Here is a 12,262-nt window from a genome sequence, read left to right as displayed (position 1 = left end):
GATGAATTGAGGGTAGCACAAATCGCGCGATTGGTCTTGTGTGACGAGTATGGACAGATCGGTTGATGCATTTGCGGCGCGCGCCCATGCCGGGCCGCCGAAGCGGTTGGGGCAGCGGTACGACGCGGAGCGGTTCCTGCCGGATCCGGGGAATACGGTGGTGTGTCACCTGGATCTGGAGGCCGAGGGCGGGCGGGCCGTGGCGGCGGCGCGGGCCGCGATGATGGCATTGCCTGGGGCGGATCGGTTCCTGTTCACGCCATTGGAGAGCCTGCACATGACGGTTTTCGAGGGCGTGTTGGACAATCGACGCGTGGCGGATGCGTGGCCGGGCTGGATTGAGCGGGACGCGTCGGTTGAGGACGTGACGGAGGCGATGGTGGCTCGTTTGGCGGGATTTGAGGGGCCGGGGGGCTTCGCGGTTCGGGTGGCGGCGGTGCGGCCCGGGGGGCTTATGTTGCGAGGGGCAACGGACGCAGATGAGGCGGTGCTGTGGGCTTGGCGGGAGGCATTGGCGAAGGCGTTCGGGTATCGGCAGGCAGAGCATGATGCATACGCGTTCCACATGACCTTTGCCTATCCGGTCGCGTGGCTGTCGGATGATCTGGTCGAGGTGTGGGAAAAGGGTCTGGCGCGGATCGGGGCAGCGTTGGCAGCGGCCGCGCCGGTGGTGCCACTGCATGCGCCCGCGTTTTGCCGGTTCGCGGATATGACGCGGTTTGAGGAATTGGTGGGGTTGGGGTGACGGGGCGCTGCCGCCTCTGCGCGCCTTCCCATTGGGGAAAGACGCGTCCCCCCGAGGTTTTTCCGGCAAGATGAAGGGACGCACGCGCCAGGTGGGCTAGGGTTTTATGGCGTCCAAGGCGGCGGCGAGCGCGACCAGATCGGCAGCATAGAAGCCGGCGGCGTTGAGGCAGTTGGTTTCCAGCAGGTGCAGGCCCGTGTCGGTGCGGCAGATGTCGAGGACATAGGCGCGGGCATAGGTCGGGTGCAGGTCGACCATGGCCTGCGCGAAGGCGAGGGCGTCGTCGTCGATTTCGGGGCGGTAGGTGACGCGGCTACCTTCCTCGTAGAGTGAATAGGTCACGATGCGGCCATCGACAGCCCAGAGGCGCCATTCCTTGAGGATGCGGGCCGGGGGGCAGAGCATCATTTTGGTGTCGTGGCGGAGGGAACCACTGGGGATCTCGTCGGGGCCGAGGGAGAGGACCTGTTTGGCCAGTGCGACGATCTCGGTGCCGGATTTGACGGAACCTGCGATTTCCTTGCTGTCCTCAACGGGTCGGATGAACCAAGGGCGATCATTGGCGGGGAGGCTCTTGGGGAGGGCGGCAAGGCTGTGGAGGCGCGCGTTTGAACCGTTGAGCAGGTGCGGGTGCCAGATGGTTTGATCCAGGAACGGCGCGATGCGGAAGACGCCGGGCCAGAGGCCGAGTGCCTCTGCCGTGCGCCAGACGGCGTAGGAGCCGAAGATGATGGTGTTCTTTGGGTCGTCGATGCTGGGTTCGGGCGCGAATTCGCCGATGAAGGGGATGATCTTGTGCCACGAGTAGGGAAGGTCCAGGCGGTCGAGGGCGTTGGCGAGTTTCTGGGTGTCTTCGAAGTCTTGCAGGAGCCACTGCATGGGGGAAGCTACTTTCGTGAGTTTCTTGCGGGCGGTTGGATCAGGCGATCCCAAGCTGGATGCCGTGGCTTAGCGTCCGAATTTTGATCGGTTTGGTGCAAGAATTGCGAGCACCCTACCAGTCCGCATATCGGTCGCGGTTCCGAGGCGACGCGCACCGCCAGAGGTACGGTGCCTCGTACCATCCGTAGTCTGAGTAACTCCATCCGAAGGCTTGGTCGTCCCGATATGCACAGGCATGTGGCGGAGGGAATGGAGAAGTGCGAGTTATGGAACGCAGGTGGAGAACGTATACGACCTCCAGTCCTTCGCTTTCAGCTAGTGCTTTAATTTCCTTTTGGTTCCATCGGTCGGCTAGCGGCACGCTGATGGCGGTCGCAATCAAAATCGAAAGGACCAGTCCAAATGCCTCAACCGCGCGTTCCTTTACTTGCAGAAACAAGGCATCAGTTGCAAAGGCGGCGATGCCTCCAATGGCGATGGCCGGAGCAGTTAGTCTCGGAGGTAGAGTTGTCACAGCCTCAAGGTATGTGATTGGCAATATTACCAAGCCGCCTAATGCTCCAATCAGCAGCCCGCCAAACCAATCATCAAAGAGTAAGGCGCAAGAAAGTGCGCTTCCCAGCGCAACATGAACAATAAAAAAAGGGCTGTGGTCTAGAAAGTACCTTCACCACAGCGATGCACAGTATCGCTGTGGTGGTGATAAGCACTGCAACTTCAAGCATCGGGCGCTTCTATCCGGAAGATCTACCCGATCATATCAGATCTGCCGTTCGACCATCATCTTCTTGATCGACGAGATTGCCTTGGCCGGGTTGAGGCCTTTGGGGCAGGTCTTGGTGCAGTTCATGATCGTGTGGCAGCGGTAGAGCTTGAAGGGGTCTTCCAACTCGTCCAGACGCTCCCCGGTGGCTTCATCGCGGCTGTCGATGATCCAGCGGTAGGCGTGCAGCAGGGCTGCGGGCCCGAGGTAGCGATCGCCGTTCCACCAGTAGGATGGGCACGACGTCGAGCAGCACGCGCACATCACGCATTCATAGAGACCGTCGAGCTTTTCGCGATCCTCCACCGATTGCTTCCATTCCTTTTCGGGGCGCTTGGTCTTGGTTTCCAGCCACGGCATGATGGAGGCGTGCTGCGCGTAGAAATGCGTCAGGTCGGGGATCAGGTCCTTCACGACGGGCATGTGCGGCAGCGGGTAGATGGCGACGTCGCCGTCGATCTCATCCATGCCGTAGATGCAGGCCAAGGTGTTGATTCCCTTGGATTTCACGCCACCGATGTTCATCGCGCAGGAGCCGCAGATGCCTTCGCGGCAGGAGCGGCGGAAGGTCAGCGTCGGGTCGATCTCGTTCTTGATCTTGATCAGCGCGTCTAGGACCATCGGGCCGCAGGTGTCCATGTCGACGAAATAGGTGTCAACGCGGGGATTTTCGCCATCATCGGGGTTCCAGCGGTAGATCTGAAACTTGCGCAGGTTTGTGGCGCCTTCAGGTTTGGGCCAGGTCTTGCCCACACGTACGCGGGAATTCTTGGGAAGGGCGAGTTCAACCATATCTCATCTCCACTCGGGTCATTCGGGGCGCGCACAGGGGTGCGGGATGTGTTGTGCGGGACGGGTCAAAAGATGTCCTGCAAGATGTTCTGGCCGCCGCCGACGAGGGGGCCAAGCGCGCCGGAGGCGGTGCATTGGATGGTCGTGGGGCGGCCCAGGATGTCGCCTACGGTTTGGGAGGCGGCTTCGGTCTGACCCAGGGCGATGCCACCTGCGATGGTGATGATCTCCTGGGCGGTGGCGTTGTTGATGACGCAATCGGTGACGAGCGTGGCATCGACGCCGGGGAAGCGGCGTTCGACCTCCTGATTGACGTAGGTGCGGGCTTGCTCGCGCGCGACCTGATCGGCGGCTTGCTGGAACCCGCCAACGCAGGCCGGCAGGATTGCCACCATGCCCACTAGAGCCAATGCGCGCAGGGCGCGCTTCAATAGACCCGCGCCTTGGGTTTGATCTTGTCCAGATCGATGCCGCCTTCGTTGTGGCCCATCAGAGGGTTCAGGTGGACGGGGCGGTATTCAAGGTCAACCGATGCGCCATCCACGCGAGAGATCGTATGCACGCGCCAATCGTTATCGTCGCGGTCGGGGTAATCCTCGTGGGCGTGGGCGCCACGGCTCTCCTTGCGCGCCTCAGCGCCCGCAATGGTGGCCAGCGCGTTGGGCATGAGATTGCCCAGTTCCAGCGTTTCCATAAGGTCGGAGTTCCAGATCAGCGAACGGTCCGTGACGGCGATGTCGTCGAGTTTGCCGGCGACGCTGGTCATCTTCTTCAGGCCGTCCGCGAGCGTCTTGTCGGTGCGGAAGACGGCGGCGTCCGCCTGCATGGTTTTCTGCATCTCAAGGCGCAGCTCGGCGGTGGGCGTGCCGCCGTCGGCGAAGCGGACGGCATCGAAGCGGCCAAGCGCCTTGTCGATGGCGGCTTGACTTGCCTTGGGGGTGGCGGAATTCGGATCGACGACTTCGCCCGCCTTGATCGCGGCGGCACGGCCGAAGACCACAAGGTCGATGAGCGAATTGGACCCCAAACGGTTCGCGCCATGCACCGAGGCACAGCCCGCCTCGCCTACGGCCATGAGGCCGGGCACGATCGCGTCGGGATCTTTTGCGGTCGGGTTCAAAACCTCGCCGAAGTAATTCGTCGGGATGCCGCCCATGTTGTAGTGCACGGTCGGCAGGACGGGGATTGGCTCCTTGGTGAGGTCGACGCCCGCGAAGATGCGTGCGGATTCGGAGATGCCGGGCAGGCGCAGGGCCAGCGTTTCCGGCGGCAGGTGGTTGAGGTGCAGGTGGATGTGATCACCATCGGGGCCGACACCGCGGCCTTCGCGGATTTCCATCGTCATGCAGCGCGAGACGACATCGCGGGAGGCGAGGTCTTTGTAGGTCGGCGCATAGCGTTCCATGAAACGCTCGCCCTCGGAATTCGTGAGGTAGCCGCCTTCGCCGCGCGCGCCTTCAGTGATCAGGCAGCCGGAGCCATAGATGCCGGTGGGGTGGAATTGCACGAATTCCATATCCTGAAGCGGAAGGCCTGCGCGGGCGACCATGCCGCCGCCATCGCCGGTGCAGGTGTGCGCGGAGGTGGCGGAGAAATACGCGCGGCCGTAGCCGCCGGTCGCCAGCACGGTCATCTTGGCGTGGAAGACGTGCATCGTGCCGTCGTCGAGTTTCCAGGCCACGACGCCGACGCATTGGCCATCGTCATCCATCAGAAGATCGGTGGCGAAATATTCGATGAAGAATTCCGCGTCGTTCTTGAGTGACTGGCCATAAAGCGTGTGCAGGATCGCGTGGCCGGTGCGGTCGGCGGCGGCGCATGTGCGTTGCACGGGTGGGCCTTCGCCGAACTCGGTGGTGTGGCCGCCGAAGGGACGCTGGTAGATAGTGCCGTCCTCGGTGCGCGAGAAGGGGACGCCATAATGTTCCAGCTCGTAGACCGCCTTGGGGGCTTCGCGGGCGAGGTATTCCATGGCGTCGGTATCACCCAGCCAATCGGAGCCCTTGACGGTGTCGTACATATGCCAATGCCAATGGTCGGGCCCCATGTTGCCGAGCGAGGCCGCGATGCCGCCCTGCGCCGCGACAGTGTGCGAGCGGGTCGGGAAGACCTTGGAAATGCACGCGGTCTTCAAGCCCTGTTCGGCCATGCCAAGCGTGGCGCGCAGGCCGGAGCCACCGGCGCCCACGACGACGACGTCATAGGTGTGGTGGGTCAGCTCGTAGGCGGGGGAAACGGTATCTTTCATCTGAAAGGCCTCTCAGAGAGCGATTTGCATCAATGCGACAAGGCCGCCGAGTGCGATGCCGTAGGACAGGATGGTGGTGACGATGATCGCGATCTTGCGGGTCAGTCCGCGAGTGTAGTCTTCGATCAGGGTCTGCATCCCGAGGCGCAAGTGGTGGCTGCCGACGATGAGGTAGGCCGCTACTATCAGCGCGGGAATGGGGCGCGACAACATGGCCACGACGTCGGAATGCTCTGAGCCGAGGGCCGAGCCGATGATGCCGAGGAAGAAGGGCGTCAGGATCAGCAGGGCCACGGACGTCACGGTCATGGTCCAGTGGTGGCCGGTGCCGGAGCGGGCCGCGCCGAGGCCAGTGACGCGTTTGCGGTCGGTTACATATGCCATGGGCGCGCCTTTCAGATTGCGATGAGGGTCAGGAAGGTGAGCGCGACGGAGCCGATGATCATGCCCCAGCCCATCTTGTCGGAGGTTTCGACATCAAAGCCGCGCCCGGTGTCCCAGATCAGGTGCCGCACGCCGCCAAGCGCGTGGTACCAAAGGCCGAGGACCGAAAGGGTCATGACGATGTCGCCCAGGACCGAGGTGATCAGCCCGTCTATCGTTGCGAAATATTCGGGGCCGGAGGCGGCGGCCATCATCCACAATACCACGAGGATCGCAGAGGCGAGCATCGCATTGCCGGTGATCCGAACGAGGATCGAGGTGATCGAATTGAGCTGTGGCTTGTAGATGCCCAAATGCGGTGAAAGCGGGCGGTTGCCGCGGTTCACATCGGCCATGGCTGGAATCCCCCTTGGGTATGCCGTCGGGTCTGGCGGGTGCCGGACGTTACCTTAAGAATTAGAGGGGATTCCCGGCGTAGTCACGCGCTATGGTTGCATTTTCCGGTGGAGATATTGGGGCTTAACGCCGCAGAATGGTCTTGTGTGATCACAGTTCGGATGCGTGTGATCACAAATCTGAGCTAGCGTGGAATCAGCGCCCAGTAATCCAGATCAAGCAGCACCTCGGGCAAGTACTTGCCGTCTTCGCCGCACAGGTCGCCCGCTTTGCCCTTGGTCGCGACAAGGCGCAGGCGGAGGGCGCCGACATTGGCGTTGGGCGTTTCGGCGCGGTCAAGCACTTCGGACCAGGCGTAGATCGTATCGCCGGCCATGGCGGGGTTTGCATGGGCGCCGGCGTTGATGCCCGCGATCAGTTGCGCGTTGGCGAGGCCGTTGAACGACAGGGCGCGGGCCATCGAGATGATGTGGCCGCCATAGATCAGGCGGTTGCCATCGGGCCGGGCGGTGACGTCGAAATGCACCTTGGCGGTGTTCTGCCAAAGGCGCGTGGCCATCATGTGTTCGGGATCGGTCAGGGTGACGCCATCGACATGGTCGATGATCTCGCCGATTGCGTAATCGGACCAGCGGTGCGGTTCGCCAGCGGCGGCGAAGTCATAGTTTGACCAATCGACGTAGTCCGGCACCTTCAGTGTCGCGGGGTCGACGGCTTTGGCCAGATCCGGCACGTGCGGGTCCGGCGCAGGGGCTGCGGCATCACGCTTGCGCACCATGACCCAGCGCACATAGTCCAGGACTGGCACATCGCCTGAGACAAACCCGGTCGTGCGCACCCAGACAATGCCAGTTTTGCCGTTGGAATTCTGTTTCAGGCCGATGACCTTGGACGAAGAGCGGATCGTATCGCCCACTTCGACGGGTTCGAGAAAGCGGCCTTCGGCATAGCCCAGATTGGCCACGGCATTGAGGGAGATATCGGGGACCGTCTTGCCGAAAACCGTATGGAAGACGATCAGGTCGTCGAGTTTCGGGACCAGCGTTACAGGGCCGGGGGAGGCGAAGGGGGCCGAGCTTTGCATGGCGAAGCGCGGGCCATAGAGCGCCTGATAGAGCGCCACGTCGCCTTCCGTGAGGGTGCGCGGTGTGGCGTGGTTGAGGACTTGGCCGACGTGGTAGTCTTCGAAGAAATAGCCGGAATTTGTCTTGCTCATTGCGCGCCCAATTTCATGTCTGGTGTGTAGGGCGTATCGATGTCCTTTGTGACGGCCTGGCCACAGCGGACCGCGCCACGCGCGGCGTCGAAAGTCATGGTGGGATCGCCGTGCAGCTCCCACCCTTTGGCAAGCGCCTCGGACACCTTGTGGCAAAACGCCGACGTGTCATCGTCGGTCAGCAGGCGGTAGATTTTCATTTTTTATCCCCAGGGGGTTACGCCAAGCCAATGGTGGATCAACATGGCCACAACCAACACTACAAAGCCGATCACGGCGATGCGGATTTCCGACGCCCGGCCGCCCCATTCGGGCGGGGTCCAGGAGGGCTCGGAGCGGTTGATCAGGCGGATTTCGAGAAGCGCCCAGATCAGCAGCCCGCCGAACAGCACGAAAGAGGCCAGATCGCCGTTGGGGATCAAATGCGCAAACGCCCAAAGCGAAAAGCCCACCAATTGCGGGTGACGCAGTTTGGTGCCAAGCCGGTTGCGCGGCTTGCCGGGCGGGGTGGCGCCGCTGGCGTAGATGTAGAAGGCCACGATCATCAGCAGGTTGTTGATGCCCACGAGCGCGCCGGAACGGCCCCACCAGACCGGGCCGAAGGCGTTTTTGTAGCCGAAGACCATGAGCACGATAGACGCGACGACGAGCACGGCGACGAGACCCTTGCCCTTGTCGCCGAAACTGGCGCGGGAGGACGGCGCGACGCGCTTCCAGACATGCGCGCCGTACCAGAGCGCGAGGCCAGCGATCAGAAGGATCCAGCCCATCACGCGGCCTCCGCCGCGGCGATGGCGCGGGCCTTGGCAAGCGTGACACGGGCGGTGGCGACATGCAGGTTTTCAACGATCTTGCCGTCCACCACCGCAACGCCCTCGCCCCGGGATTGGGCTTGGTCGAAGGCTTCGATCTGCCGCCGCGCGAGGTCGATTTCCTCGGGCGTCGGGGCGAAGATGGCGTTCGCGGTGGCCAATTGCGCCGGGTGGATCAAGGTCTTGCCGTCGAAGCCGAAATCACGGCCTTCGGTGCATTCGCGCGCCAGGCCGTCTTCGTCGCGGAAGGCATTGTAGACGCCGTCGACGCAGACCAGGCCATGGGCGCGGGCGGCCAGCAGGCAAAGCTGCAGTGAGGTCAGCATCGCCGCGCGGGTGCGTGCGCCAAGATCCTTGGCGAGGTCGTTGGTGCCCATCACGAAGCCCGCCATGCGCGGCGCGGCGGCGATTCCTGCGGCGTTCAGGATGCCTTCCGGCGATTCCATCATGGCCCAGATGCGGGTGTCGGCGGTGTCGGGGTTGGCGTCGAGCAGCCTGGCCAGCGCTTCGATGTCGGCGGCGCGGTTGACCTTGGGCAGCAAAACGGCCTGTGGTTTGGCGCCGGCGATGGTGGCCAGATCATCGGCGCCCCAATCGGTCTCGAAGCCGTTGACGCGCACGATCTGCGCGCGCGCGCCAAAGCCGCCTTGGGTTAGCGTTTCGGTCAGAAGGGCGCGGGCGTTGGCCTTTTCATCGATGGCGACGGCATCTTCGAGGTCGAAAATGATCGCATCGGTGGGCAGCGTTTTCGCCTTTTCCATCGCACGGGGCCGGGAGGCCGGGATGTAGAGCACGGAGCGAAAGGGGCGGGTCATGGCGCGGTGGAATCCTTGCTGTCGTTTCTATTGTGGGACCACATTCACGCTGCAATCGCAAGTCTCTTGCTGCAATGCAGAATATGACGCAAGAAAATTTCGCGGCAAATCTACAAAAAATGCGGCGGCTTCACGTGAAATTAACCCTCTTCGCGTCAAGGTGGTGTGATCAAGGGCCTTCAGAGCCTTGCACATTCGGAGGTCGTTCCAAGAGGAACCGGGCGCTGAATTGCTTTTGCTTTGAGCAGCATTCCGTCGCGCCCCTGACTAGGGACTGACGACATGAAGAACAGAATCGTACCGATTGGTTTTGCCACGATGGCCCTGCTTCTGGCCGGATCCGTGGCTGCGCAGACGATGCTTTGCGGGCAACGCGAGATGGTCGTGGACGAGTTGACGGGCCGCTATGGCGAGGAAGTGCGCGGCATGGGGCTCGCCCATCAAAACCGGATTGTCGAGGTATTTGTTTCTGAGGAAACAGGGACTTGGACGATCACGGTCACTTCGCCCAACGGCACCACCTGTCTGATGGCGGCGGGTCAGCATTTCGCCACGATGGCACCCGAAGCGGCGGGCGAAGACCTATAAACCCCGCTCACTCGCGTTTTGGTTGAGGCTATCCGCCGCGCTCCATACCCTTGCGCCGGGGGCGGGCTGGGGCTACCCCTCCGCCCGACCGAAACACCGGACCGAGGACCAGAGACATGGCCAGACCGAAGATTGCGCTGATCGGCGCGGGACAGATCGGGGGCACGCTTGCCCACCTTGCGGCATTGAAGGAACTTGGCGATGTCGTCCTGTTCGATATTGCCGAAGGTGTGCCGCAGGGCAAAGCGCTCGACATTGCCGAATCCGGCCCCTCCGAGAAGTTCGATGCGAAGCTGAAGGGCACCAACGATTACGCCGATATCGCCGGGGCAGATGTGTGTATCGTGACCGCGGGCGTGCCGCGCAAGCCCGGGATGAGCCGCGATGACCTTCTGGGGATCAACCTTAAAGTCATGAAGTCGGTGGGCGAAGGCATCCGCGACAACGCGCCGGATGCGTTCGTGATCTGCATCACCAACCCGCTGGATGCGATGGTTTGGGCGCTGCGCGAGTTCAGCGGCCTGCCGCATGCGAAAGTTTGCGGCATGGCGGGCGTTCTGGACAGCGCGCGGTTCCGCCATTTTCTGGCCGAAGAATTCGACGTCTCGATGAAGGACGTCACGGCGTTTGTTCTGGGCGGGCATGGCGACACGATGGTGCCGTCGGTGCGCTATTCGACGGTGGCCGGTATTCCGCTGCCGGACCTGGTAGAGATGGGCTGGACCAGTCAGGAAAAGCTGGACGAGATCGTGCAGCGCACGCGGGACGGTGGGGCCGAGATTGTTGGCCTTCTGAAGACCGGGTCGGCATTCTACGCGCCCGCGACGTCGGCCATCGAGATGGCGGAAGCCTACCTCAAGGACCAAAAACGCGTGCTGCCATGTGCGGCGCATTGTGACGGACAGTTCGGCCTCAAAAGCATGTATGTGGGCGTGCCGACGGTGATCGGCGCCGGTGGCATCGAGCGTGTGGTCGAGGTCAAGCTCAACAAGGATGAGCAAGCGATGTTCGACGCGTCGGTCGAGGCCGTGAAGGGCTTGGTTGATGCGTGCAAGCAGATCGACGAAACGCTGGCCTGACGCCCGCCTGATCGGATTGGAAAGGCCGGGCCGGGTGCCCGGCTTTTTTGTGCGCGGTTGGCAACGGTTTGCGGAGAACGCCGCGCGGTGCCCTTGATCCGTTGCAGGCGCTGGCGTCTACTTCGGCAAAACAAATAAAGGCACGGAGCAGATCTTGCCCAAACGCGTCATCACCTACGGAACGTTCGATCTGTTCCACATCGGCCACGTGCGCCTGTTGCATCGATTGGCGGGCTTGGGCGACCATCTTACGGTCTGTGTGTCGACCGACGCGTTCAACGAGATCAAGGGCAAGAGCTCGGTCATTCCCTACGATCAGCGGGTCGAGATCCTATCGGCTTGCCGCTACGTGGACGCGGTTTTGCCCGAGAATGATTGGGCTCAGAAGCGCGAGGATATCCGGCGCGAAAAGATCGACATCTTTGCTATGGGAAACGATTGGAGCGGTAAGTTCGATGATCTGGGCGACCTGTGCGAGGTGGTCTACCTGCCGCGCACGGAGGACATTTCGACCACTTCGTTGAAGACGTATATGGATGCGCTGCGCTCGGACCAGTTGGACGAGATCAAGCATCTTATTGAAACGCTTGGTGAAAAGGCGGCGGCACTATGAGCGGTTTGCTGACCGAGGTTTGGGACAAGGCGCGCGCGGGTCGTATTGAGAAGGACGAATACGCGCGGCTTTCCGAGGCGCTTGAGGCCGTGCGCGACCGAAATGACATCGCATGGATGCAAGCTTGGATCGTGTTGCATTGCGCGACACGCAACAAGGCGTTTGCCACGCAGCGGTTGATTGCGCGGCTCAGTCGGGTGAGCCGGAAGGCGGGGCAGGAGGCGGAGTATTACGCATTCCTGCGGCTGGTCGAGGATGATTTGGGCTTTTACCTGCCCAATGGCAGCGCGTTCACCGAAAGCTTTCGCGGCGCGGATGTGGATGCGGTCATGGCCGATTGCCGCGTTCTGGCGGCGCGGATGGCGGAGCTGGGGCTGGAGGTGTTTGCAAACTCCGGCACGCTTTTAGGGTTGGTGCGGGAAGGCAAGCTGCTGGATTACGACAACGACATTGATCTGGGTGTGTTGCTTGCGGCCCGCAACGAGGCGGATGCCGCGCAGGAGTGGATTGCGTTGTGTGACAGGTTGATCACAGAGGGTGTCGGCGTTGAGCGGTCGACGTGGAGCGGGGTGACGCTGAAGCTGAACAAGATCGGGCCGTTTGGGGTCGACCTGTTTCCGGCGTGGATCGACGAGACGGAGCGCGTGTTTGTCTATCCGCATACGTTTGGCACGCTCACGAGCGCGCAGGTCTTGCCGTTTTCGCATCATGCGGGGACGGGCCTTGGGATGCCGTCGGACGCGGAGGCGATGCTTGCGTCGAACTACGGGGATAGTTGGCGGGTGCCGAACGAAGGCTGGACCTTCGGTTGGAAAGAGGCGAACGCCAGGTTCGCCGGGTTCCTTGATGCGGTGAAGGTCTGACACAGGGTGCCGTGCGGATGGTTCGGCGCTGAGTCGCGATCAAGGCATGACGGCTTCTAGATTTGT

Annotated in this window: 15 protein-coding genes; 5 read left to right on the top strand and 10 right to left on the bottom strand. The window is 62.2% G+C overall.

Features of this window, described 5'->3' with window-relative positions:
* The first annotated feature begins 49 nt into the window (after positions 1-49).
* The gene (locus V8J83_RS14435; RefSeq protein WP_339987134.1) at positions 50-745 is read left to right on the top strand and encodes a DUF1868 domain-containing protein; all 696 of its coding nucleotides are present in this window, start codon (positions 50-52) and stop codon (positions 743-745) included.
* A 96-nt stretch (positions 746-841) separates the two neighbouring features.
* Here V8J83_RS14435 and V8J83_RS14430 read toward each other — a convergent pair whose 3' ends face one another.
* The 10 genes from V8J83_RS14430 to V8J83_RS14385 form a co-directional block, all read right to left on the bottom strand.
* A complete protein-coding gene (locus V8J83_RS14430) occupies positions 842-1,624 on the bottom strand; it encodes an ATP-grasp domain-containing protein (protein WP_339987133.1) in 783 nt (260 codons plus the stop codon).
* Between the two features lie 763 nt (positions 1,625-2,387).
* On the bottom strand, positions 2,388-3,182 hold the full coding sequence (locus tag V8J83_RS14425; RefSeq protein WP_339987132.1) for a succinate dehydrogenase iron-sulfur subunit: 795 nt from the start codon (positions 3,180-3,182) through the stop codon (positions 2,388-2,390).
* A gap of 65 nt (positions 3,183-3,247) precedes the next feature.
* Positions 3,248-3,577, bottom strand: a complete 330-nt coding sequence (locus V8J83_RS14420; protein ID WP_339987131.1) for a succinate dehydrogenase — start codon at positions 3,575-3,577, stop codon at positions 3,248-3,250.
* Positions 3,578-3,609: 32 nt separating this feature from the next.
* On the bottom strand, positions 3,610-5,430 hold the full coding sequence (sdhA, locus tag V8J83_RS14415; protein WP_339987130.1) for a succinate dehydrogenase flavoprotein subunit: 1,821 nt from the start codon (positions 5,428-5,430) through the stop codon (positions 3,610-3,612).
* Between the two features lie 12 nt (positions 5,431-5,442).
* On the bottom strand, positions 5,443-5,814 hold the full coding sequence (gene sdhD, locus V8J83_RS14410) for a succinate dehydrogenase, hydrophobic membrane anchor protein (protein ID WP_339987129.1): 372 nt from the start codon (positions 5,812-5,814) through the stop codon (positions 5,443-5,445).
* An 11-nt stretch (positions 5,815-5,825) separates the two neighbouring features.
* A complete protein-coding gene (sdhC, locus tag V8J83_RS14405) occupies positions 5,826-6,209 on the bottom strand; it encodes a succinate dehydrogenase, cytochrome b556 subunit (RefSeq protein WP_339987128.1) in 384 nt (127 codons plus the stop codon).
* A gap of 185 nt (positions 6,210-6,394) precedes the next feature.
* Positions 6,395-7,426: a MaoC family dehydratase gene (locus V8J83_RS14400; RefSeq protein ID WP_339987127.1), complete on the bottom strand. Its 1,032-nt coding sequence runs from the start codon at positions 7,424-7,426 to the stop codon at positions 6,395-6,397.
* Entirely contained in the window at positions 7,423-7,626 is a 204-nt protein-coding gene (locus tag V8J83_RS14395) for a DUF1737 domain-containing protein (RefSeq protein ID WP_339987126.1), read from the bottom strand. Before V8J83_RS14395 ends, V8J83_RS14400 begins: the two co-directional genes overlap by 4 nt.
* A gap of 3 nt (positions 7,627-7,629) precedes the next feature.
* A complete protein-coding gene (locus V8J83_RS14390) occupies positions 7,630-8,196 on the bottom strand; it encodes an NnrU family protein (RefSeq protein WP_339987125.1) in 567 nt (188 codons plus the stop codon).
* On the bottom strand, positions 8,196-9,053 hold the full coding sequence (locus V8J83_RS14385; protein ID WP_339987124.1) for an HpcH/HpaI aldolase/citrate lyase family protein: 858 nt from the start codon (positions 9,051-9,053) through the stop codon (positions 8,196-8,198). The genes V8J83_RS14390 and V8J83_RS14385 overlap by 1 nt, the downstream gene beginning before the upstream one ends.
* A gap of 282 nt (positions 9,054-9,335) precedes the next feature.
* Between V8J83_RS14385 and V8J83_RS14380 the strand changes: the two genes are divergently transcribed.
* The 4 genes from V8J83_RS14380 to V8J83_RS14365 all read left to right on the top strand — a co-directional run bounded on the left by V8J83_RS14380 (position 9,336) and on the right by V8J83_RS14365 (position 12,196).
* On the top strand, positions 9,336-9,641 hold the full coding sequence (locus V8J83_RS14380) for a hypothetical protein (protein WP_339987123.1): 306 nt from the start codon (positions 9,336-9,338) through the stop codon (positions 9,639-9,641).
* 116 nt (positions 9,642-9,757) lie between these two features.
* Positions 9,758-10,720 (top strand): malate dehydrogenase, encoded by a 963-nt coding sequence (mdh, locus tag V8J83_RS14375; protein WP_339987121.1) that lies wholly within the window; start codon positions 9,758-9,760, stop codon positions 10,718-10,720.
* A 154-nt stretch (positions 10,721-10,874) separates the two neighbouring features.
* Positions 10,875-11,333: an adenylyltransferase/cytidyltransferase family protein gene (locus V8J83_RS14370; protein WP_339987120.1), complete on the top strand. Its 459-nt coding sequence runs from the start codon at positions 10,875-10,877 to the stop codon at positions 11,331-11,333.
* A complete protein-coding gene (locus V8J83_RS14365) occupies positions 11,330-12,196 on the top strand; it encodes a LicD family protein (protein WP_339987119.1) in 867 nt (288 codons plus the stop codon). The genes V8J83_RS14370 and V8J83_RS14365 overlap by 4 nt, the downstream gene beginning before the upstream one ends.
* Positions 12,197-12,262: the final 66 nt, after the last annotated feature.

This window comes from Gymnodinialimonas ulvae, from assembly GCF_037543845.1.
Lineage (GTDB): Bacteria > Pseudomonadota > Alphaproteobacteria > Rhodobacterales > Rhodobacteraceae > Gymnodinialimonas > Gymnodinialimonas ulvae.
Note: the sequence above shows the minus strand (reverse complement) of the source record. Positions and strands in the feature narration are given on the sequence as shown.